Below are 21,959 nucleotides of genomic sequence, written 5' to 3'. Positions count from 1 at the left end.
CAAAGAGCGATAAAGTACCAGTGTCATGAGCCTAAAGAAAGCAGAGAGTGATGCTCCTTATGTAGGCGCTGCAGCAAATTGACAGGCCTGCTGGCGAGCACTGATCAGTTCTACTGGAAATGACTGACCTGGTGGCTGGGGATTTTGCTCACATTAGGTAGAAATAAGGACACCGTGTTATGGGTGTCCTTGTTGATTAATATTTGGGGAAAGGTGCCCCCCCAATATTGTCTTAGTTATCTTTACTTTTAAACATCGACAGCAATTTATGTACAGCCAATTCAATTAACAAAGTTACTGCGATACATACTCCACCAACTATGGCCATTTGATAACCATTAGAGACCAAATCTGTACCTTTCAAAATTTTTGCAACCATGATAAAAACGACCACAGCTGCAACAATGAGTACATTTATACGCCGTTTGATAACTCCATCATCATTGTTCACGTAAACGCTCCTCAGTCATACCTGACGTTCCTCCGGCAACTGCACCAACAGCAGCCCCCACAGCACCTTGCTTAGTTTTGTCACCTTGAAGAGTACCAGGGTTCTCGGTCATACGCTGCGTACGTCCAGCAGGAACGTTAGGTTCCTTCACTGAGGGCATATTTTTGACTGGTACCATTTGCCCTATCTTAGTGCCCATGACAGTCCCTGCCGCCGCAGAAGCCCCTGAGCTTAAGCTTTTTTTAACATCTATATCGCCAACATCTTTACCGTCCACTACAACTTGAGCTGTAGCATCTGCTACAGAACCAGCAGCAAAAGATTTCATTACATTTGTGGCTAAGCGTCCTGGGGATAACGATAGAGCTGCTCTTACTCCACCAATAGCTCCAGATTTAAGCGTGGCTGTCACATCACCGCCTGTGCTGTTATAAGTCTGATACATACTGACGGCAGCAAATGCAACTGCATGAACTAACGATTCACCTTCAGGATCTTTGTATTTATAAGGATTGTTGTTTACATAAAAGTAACGGGTGAAACTCATCGGGTTATCAGCCTTAAACCCAACCGGATCATTCGAATAAAACCGCCCAATAACCGGGTCACAATACCGCTGCTGCATATAAATTAGTACGATGTAGCAACCAGAAATCATTCTGGTTTATCCCTAATATGTATACAAGCAAAAAAAACCGACATCATGTCGGCTTTTCAGAAGGGGGGATGAAGTGTCTAGGCTGCAACTTCCCAGTGGTCGCCTACTTCTTCCAGTTTTAACTTTATATCTTGCGCTGCTGCTTTGGCTTCAGTGTCGGCCAGTAAATCCAGGAAATAACTGACAGGATTATTCTTTTCCTGACTTTCCATGTACAGGGTTCTTAAAGCTACATCTGTCGTACGTGGGATTTTTGTCTGGCCTTTTTCGTAACGTGCAATGGTCTGCTCATCAACACCGAAACGTGTCCCCAGCATTTTTTGAGAAACATTCAGCTCAATACGCAAAAACTTAAATTCCTCATGAGTCAGTGGTCTATTGCAGTCAACAATAGCTTGAGCAATGGTTCTGTGAAGACCGTTCATATCGTCAATACTGGTGTATTCCTCACCGTCAATCACCTCAACCGTAAAGCCATTAACCAAATGCACATTCGATAAACCACATTCGCTGTAATGATACATAGTGATCTCCTTAACTAATCCAGACAGTAACGAGCACGGAGCTTGGCGTCTGTTGATGATTTTTCAGGGCCACGGCCAGTTCTATCACTGTACCTGCGGCCAGACCTTTGAGATTAAATTTCCAGTCACCATTCGATTCCTGAAACGGCCCCTCCCGAAACACGGAGTGTTTGCTCTTAAGCAGCGTCAGTATTTGACCGGTGGTCACGCCTCGTTCCTGCATCCGTTCTTTAACGTGTTTACTCCAGCGAATCCTGTCCGTGTGGTATTCAGCCAGATTATTGATGATCTGTCTGGCCGTTCCTTCCGTCAGAGGAAACTCATCTACTCCTTGAGGTTCACTTTTGCTCATGAATCACCTATCAAGTTGATACCCATCATTTTGATAGGTGAAGTGCGCACTGTCAATCATTGTTATCCATTCATTCAAAACAACCCGCTCCCTATCAACGCCGAAGGATGCGTTTTCATATACACCTCTTGGTAATCATCCCATTTTTAATGGACGCTTGAAGTAGAAGCCTGTGTTACTAAGTTGTCCTTGTACTTCGGTGGTATGCCACCCAAAGCTTTGTTTGGCCGTTCATTGTTATAAAACCACAGCCATTCTGTCGCATAGTCCTGAACTTCGGCAATACTGCTGAATAAATATTGGTTTAGCCAGTCGTAGCGAACTGTACGGTTATATCGCTCCACATAGGCATTTTGCTGCGGATTGCCTGGCTGAATATACTTCAGGGCCACTCCGTTTGATTCTGCCCAGTTTTTGAGGACAGAACCAATGTATTCAGGGCCGTTGTCGCTACGGATTTCCTTGGGTTTGCCTCGCCACTCAATGACTTGATTGAGCACTCTGACTACCCGTTCTGCCGGTAGCGAGAAGTCGACCTCAATGGCTAAGCCTTCCCGGTTAAAATCATCAATGATATTCAGCAGCCGGAAACTGCGGCCATCCTCGAGCTGGTCATGCATAAAATCCATCGACCAGCATTGGTTCTTCATCTCTGGCACCGCCAGCGGTTCAGGCTTTTCACGGGTGAGCCGTTTCTTGGGTTTTATCCTTAAGTTCAGCTCCAGCTCGCGGTAAATCCGCAGCACACGTTTATGGTTCCAGCCAAAGCGTTTCACATTACGCAGGTAATAGAAACACATGCCAAAGCCCCAACTCCGGTAAGTGGAGGTTAAGCGCAGCAGCCAGTCCGCAATTTCCGCGTTCTCATCCCTCAGACGGGCCTGATAGCGGTAGCAGGTTTCACTGATGCTAAACACCGCACAGGCCAATGTGACAGAAATGGATTTCTCGCGCACCGCCTTTTGCGCCAATTCCCGTCGGCGCGACGGCTTTACCACTTTTTTTCGATGGCCTCTTTGAGGATTTCGGCTTTGAGCCGTTCTTCGGCGTACATCTTTTTCAGCCGGGCATTTTCCGCCTCCAGCTCTTTAAGCCGGGCCATCATGGATGCATCCATGCCGCCAAATTTGGCGCGCCATTTGTAAAAGGTGGCCGAACTCATACCGTGCTCACGGCAGAGTTCGGGAACCGGAGCTCCAGCTTCCGCTTGTTTTAAAATTGCCAGGATTTGGCTGTCACTAAATTTTGATGTTTTCATGCAGAATCTCCTGCGTTTATATTACGAGAAAATTCTACTTTTAGCGTCAGTTAATTTAAGGGATGATTACCTCTTTGAGCTTCTGCCTGCTGGCATGGGGGTCAATCTGGGTGTGGTGGAAATACTGGCGTGACCGAGTGTAGGCGCTGCAGCAAATTGACAGGCCAGCTAGTGAACGTTGATCACTTCTACTGGAAATGACTGACTAGGCAGCTGGTGGTTTTGCGCGGTTTAGGTAGAAAAAAGGACACCGGTGAGATGTCCTTTGGATTTTAGAAAAAATACTAATTACAAATCAAACTTATTAAATATGTAACGCAAAAAATTCAAACCTAAATAATATAGAATAGGGATTAACAGAAATATCTGCAGCCCTATAAAAATCAGCCAGGTAAATCCATTCATTTCTCGGACTGGAGTGTCAAAGTCTAACTCAAAATATATTGCAAGCTTAAAGAAAATGTATGAGCCAATAAATGTAATAACCATCAAAACTGTAAACGCGATTGTCATTTTGATAGCCGTTTTTATTGGACTATTTCCAATTACAGATAAACTTTTTCTTTTATTCAGCATCGTCTAATTCTGTTTTTGCTCTTTTATAAATTGTTCACCCGCTGCAACGCCTAAAATTGAACCGGCACCATATGCAGCCCCAACCGCGGCCTCTTTCATTGGATTGACACTAGTAGCTAATTCTGCAGACCCTGCTAGCACTCTTTGTGAAGAGGATTCGGTCATATTGTTTGAATCGACCAGACTTTCTTAGACAGTTTGTTGCCTCATAAAGTACTGCTTTTCAAATACAGCAGGAGGCAGATCACCACTGTACCCATGTTTGCGTTTGATGTTATAGAACATTTCGATGTAATTAAAGATATCCGACTTCGCTTCTTCTCTGGTTACATACACTTTTCGCCTGACCCGCTCTCGCTTTAACAACTGGAAAAAGCTTTCTGCACACGCATTGTCATGGCAATTACCGCGACGACTCATACTGGCTTTGAGGTTGTGTTCTTTTAAAAAGCCTTGCCATTCGTAGCCAGTAAACTGGCTGCCTTGGTCGGAATGAACAAGGACTTCCTGCTTGGGTTTTCTGCGCCAGATCGCCATTAGTAACGCTTTGAGCACCACATCCGCATCCATTCTCGGCTGCATCGACCAACCAACAACCTGACGCGAGAACAAGTCCAGTACGACCGCCAGATACAGAAAGCCTTCATGGGTTTTGATGTAAGTTATATCGGTGACCCAAACCCGATTCGGTTCTGTGACATCAAACTCGCGTTGCAACACATTCTGCGCCACCACCGCAGGCTTGCCATGGTAGTGGCCTTTCCGTCTGCGGTATCCCACTTGCGCACTCAGCGTTTCCTGCTTCATCAGCCTGGCCACGCGGTTTTTACTGCATCGTTCGCCTAAATCTTTCAAATCGCTGGTGACTTTGCGATAGCCATAAACACAGCCACTTTCCAGCCACGAATGCTTAATTAACCCTAACAAGCGGTTGTCTTCCAAGGTCCGGCCAGAATGTGGCTGTTTTAACCATGCATACAACCCGCTGCGCTGAATATTCAGCACCTGACACATCAGTTGCACCGGATAGTGAGCCAGTCTGGATTTTATGAACGTGTACTTTTCTTTGACTCCACGGCAAAGTACACGGCGGCCTCCTTTAATATATCGCGTTCCATCGTCACCCGTTTCAGTTGTTTCTCTAACTCACGGATCTTGGCTTCCTGCTCAGAAACCTGTTGATAATGTTCGCTGTTGCTGCCGTATTTTTTAAGCCACAGGTAAAGACTGTTTGTAGAGATGTCTAAACGCTTCGCAACGCTCGCCACAGAATGGCCGCGCTCCGTAATTTGCTTGACTGCTTCAATCTTAAATTCTTCTGGAAACCGTTTTGTCGTCATTTGTCCCCCTTAACACACTGCATTGTAATGCTATTTTGTGTCTAGGAAACTCTGGTCGATTCAGTTGGCTGCTTGTGTCATAGTGTTATTGGGCAAACCTTTAGCACCGCTAATAAGTTGTGCAGCACCTCCAAGAGCCTTACCAACTGCGCCACCAACTGCTCCGGTAGCAGTAGCTGTTGCGATTTTACTGCCCCTTCCTTATTAATACTTCCAGTTGTAGCCAATTGCTTTCCTGCTTCGGCAACACCATTTGCTCCAGCACCGGCAAGAATGGTCGTTCCCAACCCCATACCAAGTATTGCTGTAGCAGCTCCAGCCGCGGCTCCAGCAAAAGCCGCGATTCCGATGTCTTTCATTGTTGCATTCGGATTAGACATATATTCTGCTGCTCCGCCTATCAGGCCACCAACTACCGCTGCAAACGCTATAACAGCTGGAACTGCAAATTCTCCATCCGGGTCCGTGTACTTATATGGATTATTATTCCCATAAGCATACCGATTAAACAGCATCGGATCCGACGCAGAGAAGCTCACTGGGTCATTGCTGTAAAACCGCCCAATCACTGGGTCATAATACCGCTGCTGCATATAGGTTAACCCTATATCTTTAAAGAGGAAATACGACTCTCAAAATAGGAAAACGGCAGTCTGTTTCACCAGACTGCCGTTTATTATCATTCGATATTAAGACTTGGCTTCGGCTCTTGCCTTGGCTTTTTCCTGCCATTTTTGTTGACGTTCAGCCAATTTGGCTTTTTGTTCCACCGTCAACACTTTGTTGATCTCAAACTGCAATTTCGCACGGGCCACTTCGTGATCCAGCTTGTCTTTCTGCTTGGCTTCTAACAAAGCACGTACAGCGGCTTCATCAAAACTATCAGCCTGCACCAGGGCTTTTAATTGATCCATCTCTGGTTTCACTTCATCACGTTTTGGCATAGTGGCGCGGTGTTGCTCCATCAGAGTTTTAATTTGCTCTTTTTGCGCATCGGTCAAATCCAGACCTTTTAAGGCTTTCATATGAAAACCTGCTGCAGGGCCATGGCCTTGATGGCCACGTTCTGGACCTGCAAAGCTGCTGATGCTGGTTGCAGCCAATAAACCACTGAATAATAATGCAATCACTGTAGAATGTTTCATAGTGTCTTTCCTCGTTTGGGCTGTATTGCGACAGTGATAGCTTACGATACTGATTGCAAAGCAGCGCAAAGCCAACGTAAAGGTTGTGTAAAGGACTGCAACAAGATAGCCGTGTCTTTTAAACTGGCAAAAAACACACCGGAGCCAGAATGACTTCTATATTGATGATTGATGACGACATAGCACTGACCCAGCTGGTTGCAGAATATCTGCAACTGGACGGGTATCAGTTTACTGCTGTACATCAAGGGCCGGAAGGTCTTGAACTTGCCAAATCCAATACCTTTCAGCTGGTGTTATTGGATATTATGTTGCCAGGTATGGATGGTTTAACTTTATTAAAACTTTTACGCCAACACAGCTATTGCCCGGTGTTAATGTTAACAGCTCGTGGTGACGAGATTGATCGGGTGGTTGGTCTGGAACTGGGGGCTGATGATTATCTGGCTAAACCCTTCAGCCCAAGAGAACTGGTCGCTCGCATAAAAGCCATCTTGCGCCGGGTTGAACTGGTACAACAACAACAGCAACCACAGTCCAGTTCTTTACAGGTCAATCAGCTACGACTCGACAGCGCCAAACGGCAGATCTACGTACTGGACAATCCACTGGTGTTAACAGCCACCGAATACCAAATTCTAGAGCTGCTAATGCGTCATGCCGGTGACGTCGTCAGTAAAGAAGATTTAAGCCAGCTGGCTTTAGGCAAAAGACTGCAACTGTATGACCGTAGCCTCGATATGCATATCAGTAACATCCGCAAAAAAATTGCCCAGTATGATGAAAGTGAAAAAATTCAGACCTTAAGAGGCTTAGGTTATTTGTTGTTACAAGGTGAACATTGATGAACTGGTCGCGCTGTAATCCGGTGAACTATCTGGCTGGCCGCATCTTTTTATGGTTTTGGCTGGTGTTATCAGTGGCTGTGGCCAGCGCAATTTTATTGGCAAGAGGCTGGCCTGAACAAACCGAAATACGGCGCTTACCTCATCCCGTCGCTGAGCAGTTCAGGCACCTGAAAGAGCATTTTCAGCCTTTTGCTAACCTCACCACCTTACAGCGCGATTTAGAACGCAAATACAAAGGTCGGTGGCTGATGGTAGATGTAGACAATAATCAGCTACTAAATCCGGATGCATTGCCCGCTAATTTTGACCCCAACTGGCTGACGGAGCTGTCGCAACTGAACAGACCCCGTATGCTGGTGCATAAAAACACTTTTGTGACGGGGCCTTTGCTCATTATCGCTTCCCACAAAAACCTCGCGCTATTTCAATTAAAACAACGGCCTGAACAAGCCTGGTGGCAATTCCATGCGCTGCCGGAAGGCTTTTTATTGATGTTATTGCTAGCCGTCTCTGCTGTAGCGAGCTTAATTCTGGCCTTGTCTATCACCCGACCTTTACGCGAACTGAGTAGCAGTCATTTAAAATTTGCCCAGGGCGAACTGGATAACAGAGTCAATGCGCTGGCCGCCCGTAAAGATGAGCTGGGTGACTTAGGCCGGGGTTTTAATACCATGGCCGCTCAGATAGAAGACCTGATCCATAATCAACAACGGTTACTGAGGGATGTGTCGCATGAATTGCGCTCTCCGCTGACCCGCTCACAACTGGCGCTCGCTCTGCAACAACGTCAGGGTGACCATCCGCAACTGCAGCGTATTGAAATGGAGTTAAAACTGCTGGACCAGCTGCTGGACGAACTATTAACCTTCAGCCGGCTGGATGCAGGCCAGTATCCATTGGAAAAACAAAAGCTGGATTTAACTGAGTTACTTTATGCCATTATTGAGTTAAATCAGCTCGAAGCTGATGCCAAACAACAGCAAGTGCACCTCAATGCGCCTGAACAATGCTGGCTGGACGCCGATCAACGTCTATTAGGCCGGGCTATTGAAAATGTGCTGCGCAACGCCATTAAATACAGCCCGGCAGAAAGCCTGATTTTATGCACATTAAAGCAGCACGAACAACAGCTTGAGCTACTTATTCAGGACGAAGGACCCGGCGTACCTTTGGATAGTTTATCGCATATATTTGCGCCTTTTTATCGCGTATCTGCAGTGCGGGAACATCAGAATGGTACAGGCCTTGGTTTGGCTATAGCAGCCTCTGCGATACGGCAACATCAAGGCAGTATCAGTGCTTCGGTACCTGAAACCGGCGGTTTATTGATCCGTATTTTGTTACCTTTGCCCCATTAAGGATCGTTAATTGTCTGCAGCATCTTTTAATACTCTGTCAGCCCGTTTTACTGAGGAGCAATTGCAGCACGCATTGCCTGTTTTGCAGCAGTTCTGGCAACAAGGCCAACATCGGTCTTTTTTCAGTTTTGATCAAAGGCAGCTTTATTACAGTAGCTTCCGCCATCCTGAGCCGCGAGCTGAAATAGTGCTGTCCCCCGGCCGTATTGAGGCCGCTCAGAAGTACCAGGAATTCTGTTTTGATTTGTATCAGGCAGGTTTTACTGTGCATTTGATTGACCACAGAGGTCAGGGGTTGTCGGACAGGATCAGTGCAGATCGGCATTTAGGCGATGTGGCTGATTTTCAGCATTATGTGCAGGATTTTGCACTCTGGTTACAGCACCATATAGTGCCAAAGCAACAAGCTCCGCTGCTGGGGTTAGCACATTCCATGGGGAGTGCCATTTTATGCCGTTATCTGCAGCAACATAGTAAACACGGTTTTAGCGGTGTAGTGTATTGCTCACCTATGTTTGGCATTCAAACAAAACCTTTGCCAAAAGTTGTCGCCACTGTGCTGGTGCATCTGATCGCAAAGTTACATAGCTTATGCGCTAACCAAGCTTGCTACTTTCCTGGCCAGAAGCCTTATCTGGATAAGCCTTTTAGCGGCAATCATCTGACTCACAGCCTCGTTCGTTATCAGCAGTTTCGGCAGTTGTATCAAACACAGGCTGAACTGCAATTAGGTGGGGTATCCAGCCGTTGGTTAGAACAATCCTTGCTGGCCATCAAAGCGTTGCAACAGGCTCCGGCTCTGGCTTTACCCCAGTTGATTGTGCAGGCAACAGCAGACCCTGTGGTAGATAACCAAATGCAGCAGCTGTATCAGCAGAAACATTCACAACAAGGGCTACCTTGTGAACTGGTGACGATCCAGGGGGCTTTGCATGAGATTATTTTTGAAAGCGACCCGCTGCGTAATCAGTTATTCAGCGCACTCCATCGCTTTGTGCTTCAGCTCGGACTCTGAATAGGGTTCAGCATGAATAATAACTTCGGCCTGTTTATACAAAGCCATCAACTGTCGCTCGGCTTGATCGACTATGGCATGAGCGGCCAGCAGAGATAAATCATCCTGCAATACCAGCCTCAGCTGAATAAATACATCAGGGCCGGCCTGACGGGTTTTTAACTGTTCTACCGCCAGTATTTCAGCTTGCGTCAGCAAGGTCTGCTCTATACGCAGTAACTGATCAGCAGGTAATTGCTCATCCAACAGATGTTGTAGCGCTTCTTTGGCAAGTTCAAAGGCACTGTAAAGTAAATAACCGCAGATCAATACAGCCACCAGATTATCCACCCAGAGGAAGTTTTGACTGGCGAGAAACAACGCGGCCAGAACCAGCAGGTTCATCAGTAAATCACTGCGGTAGTGCAACAAATCGGCTTTGACAGCTAAAGAGCCGGTGCGCCGGATAATCCAGCGCTGGGCAAGTACCAGAGTCAGAGTTAACAGCGCACAAAGCACGGTGATCCACATACCGAACTCCAGTTGCTGTACCGCTTCATTCTGATTAAAACGGCTGAAGGTTTGCGTCAGCAGCAGTAAAGCAGCACCAGTTAAAAATGCGGCCTGCAACAAGGCCATCACGGCTTCAGCTTTGCCATGGCCAAAACCATGGTTGTCATCAGCGGGCCGCAGGGCATAACGCAGCACGGCAAAATTCAGTACAGAAACCAGTAAATCCATGGATGCATCAGTAAAGGAAGCGAGCACCGAGCTGGAGTTGGTCGCCATTACAGCGCTGAATTTCAGCAGCAGAATAGTTAAAGCAATAGTTAGCGTCAGATAACCCGAACGTTTCACCCAAAGTTGATAATCAGTATTCTGTGTTATTTGGTTGTTCACAGTACTCATGTCAGCCTCATTCGTTATCTGCATCCATAGGCATTGTACGCCAATTTTGATACACTCACAGTGCTTAAAAAATTGGAAATCATCATGTTAGACATAGTGTTATATGAACCTGAAATTCCGCCTAATACCGGCAATATTATCCGCCTTTGTGCCAATACAGGCTTTCGCCTGCATTTAATTGAGCCATTGGGTTTTGCCTGGGATGACAAACGCATTAAAAGAGCGGGCCTGGATTATCATGAATTTGCCGATGTGAAACGTCATGCCAACTTTGCTGCCTTTTTAACTGACGTCAAACCAACCCGGGTTTTCGCCTGCACCACCAAAGGCAGTAATCACCACAGTGATGCGGCATACCAATTAGGCGATGCACTGGTATTTGGGCCGGAAAGCCGTGGTTTACCTGCAGATTTACTGGCCACCTTGCCCAAAGAGCAGTGGCTGCGAATTCCGATGACACCGGACAGCCGTTCGATGAACTTGTCTAATGCAGTCTCAGTATTTGTTTATGAATCCTGGCGCCAACTGGGTTATGCAGGTGCCAGACCCTGAGTTTGCCAAGCTTGAAAACATAGAGCTATAGTGTTACTCAGCTTGCTGATTTGTCTTAAAAAATTGCCCGGGGAATGAATTCAGATGCTGCTGCGTTGCCTTAAATTTTGTCTGGCGCTTTGGCTGTTATGCTGCAGCAATGGTATTCATGCCTATTTGCAGGTGCAGCCTATGGTGCATTCCCGCCAGTCACAGCATTTAGCCATTGAGCTCTTTACTCAAGATAAATCGGGGTTGTTGTGGTGGAGTACCAGCACTCAACTGCACCGTTTTGACGGCCATGATCATCAGTCCTACACCTTGCCCGGTGAATTACAAACTCAATCTTTAGTGCAGTTGCTGACGCTGGACCAGCATAGATTATGGCTGGCCAGTGTCGACCAGCTTTGGCTGTTTGAACAACAAAGCGGTGAATTCCGTCAAATTTGGCAAAGTAAAGAAGCCATCAAAGGGCTGTTCTTATCCGGCAACTCTATTCCGTTGATTTTGACTGAACAGGAAATCTGGCAATGGTCGGTTGAATCCACAGACGCCAAACTATTGTGGCGTGGCAGCAGCACAGCAGCAGGCTGGGCTCAGGGGGTCAGTGATGGCTTACATTTATGGTTATGGTCGAAAGACGCCAAATTGGCCCGTTATGATTTAGTCAGCCAAAGTTGGCAACATTACCCGGTGAATTTGCCTCAGCAAACCGATTTAGCTTTAGGACCTGATCAACAGCTGTGGTTGTTGGTACAAAATCAAACACTCTATCAGCTAAAAGAACAACAGCCGCAGCGTGTAGCTACACCTGAGAACTTTTACGCCACAGCTATGGAAGTAGACCCTTTAGGCCAGGTATGGCTGCTCTCTGCACAGAAACTTTATCTTTATCAAAAAGACAACAAAAGCTGGCAAACGCAACAACTGGCTCAGCCTTGGGTGCAGCTCTTCGCCGATCGCCATCAGAATATCTGGTTGGCAGACTCAGCCGGCGCTTTAGCTTTGGCGCAAGCTTCTGCTTTAACAGTTCAGCCAACAGATAAAACTCTGTTATGGGACAATACAAATCAAAGCTGGCAATTAGAACAACAACAGCTTACGCGGGTGACACCAGAGCAAAATAAGAAGCAAACGCTAGTCTTTCCCTTTGCATTGGAGCAGCTAAAAAAATTCTGGTATCAACAACAGTATTTTGTCTGGGTCGGCCAGCAAATCTGGCGTTACGACGACGCCACGGCCAATTGGTTGCCGCTACAAGATGCAGTGCTGGATGTGGCCCTGTCTGAACAGCAATTTTGGTATCTGACCAATCAAGGATTATGGCAATGGGATCAGAGCTCTGAACGCCCGGTTCTACTCAGTGATCAAGCCAGTTGGTTTTTACTGCGTTACCATTCAGGACAGTTATGGTTGACCGGCAGCAACAGGATTTATTCTTATCAACTGGCAGAGCAGCAACTGCGCACCTATGATGTAGGCCCTTGTGTTGCACCACCCTGCCTGGATGTGCGACAGATACAGGATTTAGTCCCAGAGCAACAAGAGTTATGGCTGCTGACACCCGATCAGCTGTATCACTACGAAGTTCAACGCAATACAACCAAGCTAACCCTGTTATTGCAGAATAAATGGCAGGTTCCCTGGCAACAGCTGCATATGCTGAAGCAGGACCAGCATCTCTGGCTCTGGTCCAGACAGCAGTTAAACTTACTTCATCTGGCCGATCAGTCTTTGCTGCAATGGCAATTGAACCAGGGCGAACAATTACTGCCATTTCAGGTTCAACTAGTGGATCATCAGCTACAGATCAATAGCTCCATTGGTCACTACCAGCTGCCGTTGGATCAACAATACGCTGCAACAATAGCCAATCCATTACGCATTGAACTGCTTGCGGAAAATGGCCAACACCTGAAACAACAGGACCACCTATTACAACTGGACAGCTGGGGGCCACAACTACAGTTTCGTTTGAGCCACTACCCAACGGCAGGCAAACAATGGAACTACTTTCGCTACAGTCTGGATAAAGCTCCTGCGGTGATGCTGACTTACCCACAACGACAATTCAAACTGCAACTGGACAACAGCGGCGACTATCAGCTGTCTGTCGAAGCCAGTCAGGATGGTTTGAGCTGGCAGCAGGCTGGCGATTACCAGTTGCAGTTTAACCGCTACTGGTGGATCCAGCAGAGCTGGTTGTGGTTGATGTTATTTGTATCCGTGGTCATGCTTGCTTTGCTGTTATGGCGCTACCGTGTGCATCAAAACCGCTTGCATCAAAGTCTGGAGCAACAGCTGATGATTAGCTCCCTGTTCGACAATACTCAGGATGCAGTCTGGTTAGGCGACGAGCAACTTCGGATTGAAAAAGTGAATCAGGCCTTTTGTCAGATCACAGGCTTCGACGTTACCCAGATAGAAGGTAAAACTTTACAACTATACACAGCCCAGGGCCATCAGACAGAACTGCTGAAAACCATAGTTCAACAGTTGCAGCAGTTCAGCTTCTGGCGTGGTGAGGTCTGGAGTAAAAAAGCCAATGGCGATAGCTTTGCTTTATCCTTAGCTATTACCTTACTATCAGGGAAAGGTGCGCTGGAACCAAAACTCTATCTGGCGATATTTTCCGATGTGACTAACCGCAAGCTGAATGAACGGGAACTACGTAAACTAAGCACTCGTGATCCGTTAACCCAATTACCTAACCGTGCTTTATTTCTGGAGCATCTGGACAGAGCCTTTTTCAGCTGCAGCAGCCGTTTTCCTCACTTTGCTGTATTACTGGTCGATTTAGACCGCTTCGCCAAAATTAACGATTCATTAGGCCATGACAGTGGCAATATGCTGCTGCAGATGGTCGCTGAACGCCTGCAAAAACAACTACCGTCTGGCTATATTCTGGCGAAATTAGGCGTGGATGAGTTTGCCATTCTGGTGCCATCGCATTTTAGTGTCGAACAATTTGATCTGTTGCTGAATCGCCTGAGTCTGCAATTGCTGCTGCAAATCCGCCAGCCGCTGGCATTGGGCGATTTGGAAATCACTCTGACCGCCAGTATTGGTATAGCAATCTACCCTGACGATGGCCGCTCTTCTGACATTTTATTACGCAGCGCGGATACGGCACTGCACCATGCTAAACAAATGGGCCGTAACAACGCTCAGTTCTTTAATGACAAAATGCTGCAACGCACTCCTGAATATTTGGCTTTGGAAAGCGATTTATGGCGCGGTATCAGTCAAGGCGAATTTAAAGTGGTGTATCAGCCTAAATACAATGTCGGCAGCAATACCATAGTAGGGTATGAAGCCTTATGCCGCTGGCATAATCCGGCCAGAGGCATGGTTTCCCCTCTGATGTTTATTCCTATTGCTGAAGAAAATGGCGTGATCATTCAACTGGACCGTCTGGTGTTCAGTCAGGTTTGTGCTCAAATTCAGCAATGGCAACAACAAGGCCGGATGCGAGGCCGGGTTGCGGTGAATCTGTCGGTGCAGCAACTACAACAGCCTGACTTGTTGGACTTCTTACAACAGGAACTGCAGCACTATAAGCTGGACGCCAGTTTACTGGAGCTGGAAATCACAGAGACAGCCATGATGCGTGATGCTGAACACTGCCTTGAGGTGATGCATCAACTTAAAGCTATAGGTTTTACTCTGGCGCTGGATGATTTTGGTACTGGTTATTCGTCTTTGGGTTACCTGAAGCGGTTCCCTATCGACACCTTAAAAATCGATCGGGCTTTTATCAAGGATATGGATATGTCCGAACAAGACCGGAATATTACGTCCACCATAATCCGGCTGGCCGGTTATCTGAAAATAGCAGTAGTGGCAGAAGGTGTAGAAACTGAAATGCAGGCTTATCTACTGCATGTAATGGGCTGTCAGGTAGTGCAAGGTTATCTGTTTAGCCCACCAGTCCAGCCAGAACAAATCGCCTTGCTACTGGATAAAGAGCCAAGGACAGAGTAGTAGGGGCTTGGTTTATCCCAGCCCGTTACTGCAGCTTCAAATACGACGGGGTATTTTAGCCTAAGTAGTTGGAGTTGCAGCGAGGCGGCAAGAGATTGAGACCCCAGGAGCATAGTTCACTATGTTACTGGAGCGAAAGCGTGCAGCCAACAAAGCTGCAGCTTCAAATACGACGGCCGTTTACCCTAAGTAGTTGGTGTTGCAGCTAGGCGACAAATGAACGAGACCCCAGGAGCATAGCAGTCTATGCGACTGGAGCGAAAGCGTGCAGCCAACAAAGCTGCAGCTTCAAGTACGACGGCCGTTTACCCTAAGTAGTTGGTGTTGCAGCTAGGCGACAAATGAACGAGACCCCAGGAGCATAGTTCACTATGTTACTGGAGCGAAAGCGTGCAGCCAACAAAGCTGCAGCTTCAAGTACGACGGCCGTTTACCCTAAGTAGTTGGTGTTGCAGCTAGGCGACAAATGAACGAGACTCCAGGAGCATAGCAGTCTATGCGACTGGGGCGAGAGAATGCAGGCAACAACGCTGCGGCGCCAAATACGACGGGGACTTTTAGCCTAAGTAGTTGGAGTTGCAGCGAGGCGGCAAGAGATTGAGACCCCAGGAGCATAGTTCACTATGTGACTGGGGCGAAAGCGTGCAGCCAACAAAGCTGCAGCTTCAAGTACGACGGCCGTTTACCCTAAGTAGTTGGTGTTGCAGCTAGGCGACAAATGAACGAGACCCCAGGCGCATAGTTCACTATGTTACTGGAGCGAAAGCGTGCAGCCAACAAAGCTGCAGCTTCAAGTACGACGGCTAAACTATTCGTCGCGTTTTTCACGGCCTAGTAGATCCATCGCCGCCAAACGCGCATCTTTGCCCTGATACAACACCTGGTAAATTTGCTCGGTAATAGGCATTTCTACACCGACACGTTGCGCCAGATTAAAGACTTCCTTGGCATTACGGTAACCTTCCACCACCTGACCTATGGTTGTCATGGCTTCGTCTACACCTTTGCCTTCACCTAACAACAAACCAAAGCGTCTGTTGCGGGACTGGTTGTCTGTGCAGGTTAAAACTAAATCACCTAAACCCGCCATGCCCATAAAGGTTTCTTTTTTCGCACCTAAGGCACAACCTAAACGGCACATTTCCGTTAAACCACGGGTAATTAAAGCTGTACGGGCATTAGCACCAAAGCCAATACCATCGGCCATACCGGCACCTATAGCAATAACGTTTTTCACCGCACCACCGAGTTGCACGCCAATAAAATCAGGATTGGTATAAACCCTGAATGTTTTAGTGCAATGCAATAAGTCGGATAAGGTGGTAATAAATTCAGGATCTGTGGAGGATAAAGAAATAGCTGTAGGCAAACCTTTGGCCAATTCTTTAGCAAAGGTTGGACCTGACAACACAGCTAAGGACACTTCTTCGCCGAGAATTTCTTTGGCGACATCTTGCAGCAAGCGGCCAGTTTCAGGCTCTAAACCTTTTGTTGCCCAGGCGACACGGGCATTATGCTGAAGAAAAGGCTTAATATCTCTTAAGGTGTCAGCAAAAGCATGACTGGGCACGGACAATAAAATATCCCGGCATGACCCTACTGCGTACGCCAGATCATCAGTCACAGCCAAAGAATCCGGCAAGCGGATGTCCGGCAAATAGCGCTGATTCATCCGCTGTTCGGTCATCACACGAATATCATCAGCGTTCCGGCCCCACAACAGAGTTGGATTACCATTACGGGCCAGCGAAATAGCAAGGGCGGTCCCATACGAGCCCGCCCCTAACACAGCAATTGCAGCGTTCATCTTAAGACTGTAGTTCTACGCCTTGCTGGGCCTGAGCTTCAGCCTGACGTTTTTGTACATATTGAGCAAATAAGGCATCAAAATTCACAGGTGCCAGATTTAATTGTGGGAAAGTACCGCGGTTCACCAGGTTAGACACCGCTTCGCGGGCATAAGGGAACAGAATATTGGGGCAGAAAGACGCTAACATATGCGCCATTTGTGCATCTTCCAGCGCTGGTACGCTGAAAATACCAGCCTGCTGCACTTCACATAAAAACGCCACTTCTTCTTCGATACGGGCGGTCACGGTCAGAGATAACACCACTTCAAACGTATTGTCGTCTAACTTTTCGCTGCGAGTGTCCAAATCTAATTGAATAGCTGGCTGCCACTCTTTGCGAAATATTGCCGGCGCGTTAGGTGACTCATAAGAAATGTCTTTGACGTAAATACGCTGGATGGCAAATTGTTCCGCGGCTTGTTGTTCGGCCATGATAAATCCTAGTTTTAATAATATTTAGTGATAGCTGGATAGCTCGCTGCAATCAGGCAGAGAGCATCGAATTCAAAGTACCGGCATTTTCCAGTGCAAAAAGATCGTCACAACCACCTACATGAGTATCGCCAATAAAAATTTGCGGTACTGTAGTACGGCCATTGGCCCGTTCAATCATGGCTGGACGCAACTCTGGCTGTTCGTCGATTTTAATCTCGTCAAACTGAACGCCCTTTTGACTTAATAACGCCTTAGCGCGAACACAATAAGGACAATAGGCCTTAGTGTAAATAGTGACTTGTGCCATCAGAGCTCCGACTTACGTTTTACTTTTTAACCAGAGGCAGGTTTGCCCCTGTCCAGGTACTCATGCCGCCCTGCAAAACAAAGACCTTAGTAAAGCCTTGTTTGGACAACGTAGCGGCTGCGCCTTGTGCAGACATACCAGCCTGACAGACTACTATGATGGGTGCGTCTTTTTTGTTTTCAAGTCCTGCAACGGCTTGGGTGTTGATTTGTTCCGTTGTCAGATGGCGGGCGCCGGTGATATGACCTTTTTTAAAATCTGCTTCCGCACGGATGTCGATGACTGTTGCATCTTCCCGGTTCACCATCAGCGTCAACTGGGTGGGAGTAATTTGTTTTACTGACGAAGTTAACGACTTAATCCAGCTGACGATTAAGGCTAAAAATAACGCCACCCAAGCGGCCGTCAGATACGGATGATTACTTAAAAAATCAATATATTGCTGCATAAACACCATTCTGTTTCATTTCAGGAGCAAAACTTTGCGGCCGAGTATACCTAGTTTGATAAAAGAATGCAGCATTGAAGCCCTATCCGTACTATTTCGTCACTGTTTTCACAGGAAAAACAAGGTAAGATAGGCAAACAAAACGATGATCAAGCAACAAGATACGGAGCTTACCAGATGCAGCCGAAAAAGCCGTTAGTCTTACTGATATTGGATGGATGGGGATACAGAGAAGAACGTGACTCCAACGCCATTTTACAAGCCAATACCCCAGTAATGGACAAGTTATGGGCAGAGTATCCTCATACGCTGATCTCAGGCTCTGGTCTGGATGTCGGTTTGCCAGATGGTCAGATGGGTAACTCTGAAGTAGGTCATGTCAATTTAGGCTCAGGCCGCGTGGTGTATCAGGATTTTACCCGAATCACCAAAGCTATTGACGATGGTGATTTCTTTACCAACCCAGTGCTGGTTGAAGCGACACAAGCTGCAGTGCGCCATGGCAAAGCTGTGCATCTGATGGGCTTGTTATCGCCAGGTGGCGTGCATAGTCACGAAGATCATATTATTGCGATGATTGATTTAGCCAAACAACAAGGCGCGACTGAAATCTATCTGCACGCCTTTTTAGATGGCCGTGACACCCCACCACGCAGTGCGGAAGCCTCATTGCAACGGGTGGAAGATCACTTTAAAGCTATAGGTGTAGGCCAGGTTGCCTCTGTGATTGGCCGTTACTTTGCGATGGACCGCGATAAACGCTGGGATCGTGTGCAAGCGGCTTATGACTTGTTAACTCAGGGCAAGGCATTGTTTACAGCCACTACTGCAGTGGATGCACTAAAAGCCGCTTATAGCCGTGATGAAAATGACGAATTTGTTAAAGCGACCGCCGTTAAAAATGCTGCTGGCGATGTAATTAAAATGCAGGATGGCGACAGCCTGATTTTTATGAACTTCCGTGCCGACCGTGCTCGTCAGTTCAGCCGCGCTTTTATTGATGCGGACTTCGCAGGTTTCGCCCGCGAGTATCAGCCTCAACTGGCAAGCTTTGTGATGTTGACCGAATACGCTGCCGATATTAAAGCGCCTTGTGCTTATCCACCAGAAAGCCTGGACAACGTATTGGGTGAATGGCTGGCAAAACACCAGAAAACCCAGTTACGTATTTCCGAAACTGAAAAATATGCCCATGTGACCTTTTTCTTTAGCGGTGGCCGTGAAGATGTATTTGACGGTGAACAACGTATTCTGGTGCCATCGCCTAATGTGGCCACTTACGATTTGCAGCCAGAAATGAATTCCACCGAACTGACCAACAAACTGGTGGGAGCCATTCACAGCGGCGAGTTTGATGTGATCATCTGTAATTATCCAAATGGTGATATGGTAGGTCATACCGGTATTTTATCTGCCGCAATTAAGGCAGTTGAAGCCGTCGATCACTGCATTGGCCGAGTGGTTGAAGCATTACAACAAGTGGGCGGAGAATGTTTAATTACCGCCGACCATGGTAATGCAGAGCAAATGATGGATCCGGAATCGGGTCAGGCTCACACCGCCCATACCAGCGATCCGGTACCACTAATTTATGTGGGCCGCAACGCCGCAGTGACTTCAGGCGGTATTTTAAGTGATATAGCTCCAACTATGCTGCACTTAATGGGCATGCCTATCCCTGCTGAAATGACAGGCAAAATTTTGATGAAGACAAATTAATGCCAGTACGACTCGTCAACTTTAGAATAAGGATGCAGCAGAGCTTAGCTCTGCTGCTCTGTTTAGGCACAGCAACAGTCGCGGCTCAGGATCAAAAAGAGGTGCAGCAGGAACTGTCGCAGCTCAAAGGAAAAATTCAGCAAACCGAAAAAGAACTGAAGCAACAACAAAAAGCTTTTACCAAAGCACAGGATTTGTTGAAATCGGCAGACCAATCACTGGCCAAGCTTGCACAACAAATTCGACAAAGTAATGAAGAACTTGCCAAAGTACTGCAACAACAACAGCAGTTGGAATTAGAGCAGCAGCAACTGCAACAAAGTTTCGAATTACAAAAATCCTTACTCGCACAACAACTTAAGGGCGCTTTTGTTACTGGCGAACATGATTACACCAAAATGCTGCTGAACCAGCAAGACAGTAATAAGCTGGAACGGGTACTGACTTATTATCAGTACTTGAATCAGGCACGTATGCAGCAGATCAAAAAAATTAAACAAACGGCGGACTCGCTAAAGCAAGTTGAGCTGGAGTTACAGGATAAAGCAGAACAACAGCAAGAATTACAGGCCCAGTTGAAAGAACAGCAGCAAGAACTGACAGAAGCAAAAACCAGTCAGTTGGCTTCAGTGAAAAAAATGAAGAGTTTTTTAACGGATCAGGAACAGCAACTGGACTACCTGAAACAAAACGAACAAAGCCTGCAAAACACCTTAGGTAAATTAAAAGCTGCAGCTATCGCGGCAAAAAAACGGATCAATTTGCCAAAAACCAAAGGCAAATTACCCTGGCCTGTGCAAGGTGATATTTTACAGGGTTATGGTGAAAAACGTCTGGCCGGTGTCAGTTCGCGCGGCATCTTAATAGCAGCGGCGGAAGGCTCAAAAGTAAAAGCAGTGGCTGATGGTCAAGTCATTTATGCCGACTGGCTCAAAGGTTATGGCTGGGTGATCGTATTGGATCATGGCAATGGTGTGATGAGCTTGTACGGCCACAATCAAACCTTATTAAAAAAACCAGGTGAAGCAGTGAATGCCAGCGAAGCAGTGGCTTTAGTCGGAGCTAGTGGTGGTCAGGCTCAAGCCGGATTGTATTTTGAGATCCGGCAAAAAGGTACGGCAATTAACCCTATTACCTGGTTACAGAAACGCGCAGGATCTTAGTCAATGAAGTATCTATTAAGCTTGGCTTTTGCGCTTTGCAGCTTACCCTCTGTTGCCGCTAAAGTGGCTATTGTGATTGATGATATTGGTTACCATCAGATTGACTACAAGCTGCTGGAATTGCCTTATGATCTGACCTTTGCCGTGATCCCGCATACACCCCACAGCAATGCAGTGGCCAAAGCTGCGTATAAGAAGCAACGAGATGTGATTTTGCATATGCCAATGGAGTCTGCACGTCGGGCCGATTTAAGTAAAAATGCATTAAAAATCACAATGAGCCGCTCTCAGATTGAGCATAAATTACAGGCTGCTTTTGCTGATGTACCTTATGCCATAGGCGTTAACAACCATATGGGCAGTTACTTCACAGAGCAGGCCGACGTGATGGACTGGACTTTGGGGTATATTGCCAAACGTCAGCTTTTTTTCCTCGACAGTAAAACCACTGCACGCAGTCAGGCTGGTGTTTATGCAAAAAAACATCAAATGCCACTACTGACCCGTCAGGTCTTTTTGGATAACGATCGCTCATACCAGGCTTTGGATAAGCAATTTAAGCTGATGATCAAACTGGCTAAACAGCATCAGTATGCGATAGCTATTGGCCATCCTTACCCTGAAACTTATGCCTATCTGAAAAAGCACTTAGCCGATTTAGCAACACAAGGCATTGAAGTGGTCAAGTTATCTGCACTGCTGCCAGCCGACTATTCGGTGATGACAGCAGCACAAACCGCAGATATACCTTTAACTTTGCCTGAACGAGATCCGGTCCAAGTTACGCTTGTGAATGGCATAGAGAACAAAGCAATGAATACAACAGTAAAAACACAGACTCCAGAGCCGGTGTTTGTGCCAGCCATTGAAGAGCCTGCAGCTATTATTGCCATGTATAGCCAGCAATGGGACATACCAGAGCTGCTGAACCCTATGACATTAGCCGTAATCACACCAGTTCAGGTATTGATACAAAAACCCTGGGCTTTGCCAGAACCAGCTAAAAAACCAGTAAAGTCTTTGCCCTTTTATCAGCTAGGAAGTAGTTTTTAACTAAAAATGCTGCAGATAAAAAGCAAAAAGCCCTGATATGTATCAGGGCTTTTTTA

At 46.8% G+C, this 21,959-nt stretch carries 21 protein-coding genes; 8 read left to right on the top strand and 13 right to left on the bottom strand.

Annotated features, from left to right (window positions below):
- Nucleotides 1-232: 232 nt before the first annotated feature.
- The 8 genes from EK374_RS03340 to EK374_RS03300 form a co-directional block, all read right to left on the bottom strand.
- Entirely contained in the window at nucleotides 233-451 is a 219-nt protein-coding gene (locus EK374_RS03340; protein WP_127020126.1) for a hypothetical protein, read from the bottom strand.
- On the bottom strand, nucleotides 441-1,076 hold the full coding sequence (locus EK374_RS03335) for an RHS repeat-associated core domain-containing protein (protein ID WP_233280388.1): 636 nt from the start codon (nucleotides 1,074-1,076) through the stop codon (nucleotides 441-443). The genes EK374_RS03340 and EK374_RS03335 overlap by 11 nt, the downstream gene beginning before the upstream one ends.
- Before the next feature lie 110 nt (nucleotides 1,077-1,186).
- Complete coding sequence (locus EK374_RS03330) at nucleotides 1,187-1,633, bottom strand: helix-turn-helix domain-containing protein (RefSeq protein ID WP_127020122.1); 447 nt, start codon at nucleotides 1,631-1,633, stop codon at nucleotides 1,187-1,189.
- Between the two features lie 10 nt (nucleotides 1,634-1,643).
- Nucleotides 1,644-1,985, bottom strand: a complete 342-nt coding sequence (locus EK374_RS03325) for a DUF4258 domain-containing protein (RefSeq protein ID WP_127020120.1) — start codon at nucleotides 1,983-1,985, stop codon at nucleotides 1,644-1,646.
- 146 nt (nucleotides 1,986-2,131) lie between these two features.
- Nucleotides 2,132-3,243 (bottom strand): IS3 family transposase gene (locus tag EK374_RS03320; RefSeq protein ID WP_407691844.1). Its coding sequence is split into 2 segments (ribosomal slippage): nucleotides 2,132-2,982 and nucleotides 2,982-3,243, totalling 1,113 coding nucleotides; the frame shifts between segments, so codons are not numbered across the junction.
- A gap of 765 nt (nucleotides 3,244-4,008) precedes the next feature.
- A protein-coding gene (locus EK374_RS03310; RefSeq protein WP_127019331.1) for an IS3 family transposase occupies nucleotides 4,009-5,159 on the bottom strand; the annotation gives its coding sequence in 2 pieces (ribosomal slippage) (nucleotides 4,009-4,922 and nucleotides 4,922-5,159; 1,152 coding nt in all).
- Nucleotides 5,160-5,236: 77 nt separating this feature from the next.
- The gene (locus EK374_RS20730; protein WP_267898335.1) at nucleotides 5,237-5,767 is read right to left on the bottom strand and encodes an RHS repeat-associated core domain-containing protein; all 531 of its coding nucleotides are present in this window, start codon (nucleotides 5,765-5,767) and stop codon (nucleotides 5,237-5,239) included.
- An 81-nt stretch (nucleotides 5,768-5,848) separates the two neighbouring features.
- Nucleotides 5,849-6,304, bottom strand: coding sequence for a Spy/CpxP family protein refolding chaperone (locus tag EK374_RS03300; protein WP_127020116.1), 456 nt, complete (start codon nucleotides 6,302-6,304; stop codon nucleotides 5,849-5,851).
- Between the two features lie 149 nt (nucleotides 6,305-6,453).
- On the opposite strand from EK374_RS03300, the gene EK374_RS03295 reads away from it, so the two are divergent.
- From EK374_RS03295 to EK374_RS03285, 3 genes are read left to right on the top strand one after another with little or no spacing between them, the layout of a single operon-like run.
- Nucleotides 6,454-7,149 carry a response regulator transcription factor gene (locus EK374_RS03295; protein ID WP_127020114.1) on the top strand — a complete coding sequence of 232 codons (696 nt, stop codon included), beginning with the start codon at nucleotides 6,454-6,456 and terminating at the stop codon, nucleotides 7,147-7,149.
- Nucleotides 7,149-8,510, top strand: coding sequence for an ATP-binding protein (locus EK374_RS03290; protein ID WP_127020112.1), 1,362 nt, complete (start codon nucleotides 7,149-7,151; stop codon nucleotides 8,508-8,510). Before EK374_RS03295 ends, EK374_RS03290 begins: the two co-directional genes overlap by 1 nt.
- Nucleotides 8,511-8,520: 10 nt before the next feature.
- Nucleotides 8,521-9,525 (top strand): alpha/beta fold hydrolase, encoded by a 1,005-nt coding sequence (locus EK374_RS03285; RefSeq protein ID WP_127020110.1) that lies wholly within the window; start codon nucleotides 8,521-8,523, stop codon nucleotides 9,523-9,525.
- Here the strand turns inward: EK374_RS03285 and EK374_RS03280 are convergent.
- Nucleotides 9,481-10,413 (bottom strand): cation diffusion facilitator family transporter, encoded by a 933-nt coding sequence (locus EK374_RS03280; RefSeq protein WP_164731811.1) that lies wholly within the window; start codon nucleotides 10,411-10,413, stop codon nucleotides 9,481-9,483. The two genes, EK374_RS03285 and EK374_RS03280, sit on opposite strands and share 45 nt — an antisense overlap.
- A gap of 84 nt (nucleotides 10,414-10,497) precedes the next feature.
- Between EK374_RS03280 and trmL the strand changes: the two genes are divergently transcribed.
- Both trmL and EK374_RS03270 read left to right on the top strand, forming a co-directional pair.
- Nucleotides 10,498-10,965: a tRNA (uridine(34)/cytosine(34)/5-carboxymethylaminomethyluridine(34)-2'-O)-methyltransferase TrmL gene (gene trmL / locus EK374_RS03275; protein ID WP_127020106.1), complete on the top strand. Its 468-nt coding sequence runs from the start codon at nucleotides 10,498-10,500 to the stop codon at nucleotides 10,963-10,965.
- Nucleotides 10,966-11,049: 84 nt separating this feature from the next.
- Nucleotides 11,050-14,928, top strand: coding sequence for an EAL domain-containing protein (locus EK374_RS03270; protein ID WP_127020104.1), 3,879 nt, complete (start codon nucleotides 11,050-11,052; stop codon nucleotides 14,926-14,928).
- An 808-nt stretch (nucleotides 14,929-15,736) separates the two neighbouring features.
- On the opposite strand, the gene gpsA is transcribed toward EK374_RS03270, so the two are convergent.
- Genes gpsA through EK374_RS03250 form a run of 4 tightly spaced genes read right to left on the bottom strand, consistent with a single transcriptional unit; the run spans nucleotide 15,737 to nucleotide 17,968 of the window.
- A complete protein-coding gene (gpsA, locus tag EK374_RS03265; protein ID WP_127020102.1) occupies nucleotides 15,737-16,735 on the bottom strand; it encodes an NAD(P)H-dependent glycerol-3-phosphate dehydrogenase in 999 nt (332 codons plus the stop codon).
- A gap of 1 nt (nucleotide 16,736) precedes the next feature.
- Nucleotides 16,737-17,210, bottom strand: a complete 474-nt coding sequence (gene secB, locus EK374_RS03260; protein ID WP_127020098.1) for a protein-export chaperone SecB — start codon at nucleotides 17,208-17,210, stop codon at nucleotides 16,737-16,739.
- Between the two features lie 52 nt (nucleotides 17,211-17,262).
- Entirely contained in the window at nucleotides 17,263-17,520 is a 258-nt protein-coding gene (gene grxC / locus EK374_RS03255; protein ID WP_127020096.1) for a glutaredoxin 3, read from the bottom strand.
- 19 nt (nucleotides 17,521-17,539) lie between these two features.
- A complete protein-coding gene (locus EK374_RS03250) occupies nucleotides 17,540-17,968 on the bottom strand; it encodes a rhodanese-like domain-containing protein (protein ID WP_127020094.1) in 429 nt (142 codons plus the stop codon).
- A 177-nt stretch (nucleotides 17,969-18,145) separates the two neighbouring features.
- Here EK374_RS03250 and gpmM point away from each other — a divergent pair, with 177 nt between their 5' ends.
- From gpmM to EK374_RS03235, 3 genes are read left to right on the top strand one after another with little or no spacing between them, the layout of a single operon-like run.
- Nucleotides 18,146-19,687, top strand: a complete 1,542-nt coding sequence (gpmM, locus tag EK374_RS03245; protein WP_127020092.1) for a 2,3-bisphosphoglycerate-independent phosphoglycerate mutase — start codon at nucleotides 18,146-18,148, stop codon at nucleotides 19,685-19,687.
- Nucleotides 19,687-20,850 carry a murein hydrolase activator EnvC family protein gene (locus EK374_RS03240; RefSeq protein WP_233280324.1) on the top strand — a complete coding sequence of 388 codons (1,164 nt, stop codon included), beginning with the start codon at nucleotides 19,687-19,689 and terminating at the stop codon, nucleotides 20,848-20,850. Before gpmM ends, EK374_RS03240 begins: the two co-directional genes overlap by 1 nt.
- A gap of 3 nt (nucleotides 20,851-20,853) precedes the next feature.
- Complete coding sequence (locus EK374_RS03235) at nucleotides 20,854-21,903, top strand: divergent polysaccharide deacetylase family protein (RefSeq protein ID WP_127020088.1); 1,050 nt, start codon at nucleotides 20,854-20,856, stop codon at nucleotides 21,901-21,903.
- Nucleotides 21,904-21,959: the final 56 nt, after the last annotated feature.

This window comes from Rheinheimera mangrovi (assembly GCF_003990335.1).
Taxonomy (GTDB): Bacteria; Pseudomonadota; Gammaproteobacteria; order Enterobacterales; family Alteromonadaceae; genus Pararheinheimera; species Pararheinheimera mangrovi.
Note: the sequence above shows the minus strand (reverse complement) of the source record. Positions and strands in the feature narration are given on the sequence as shown.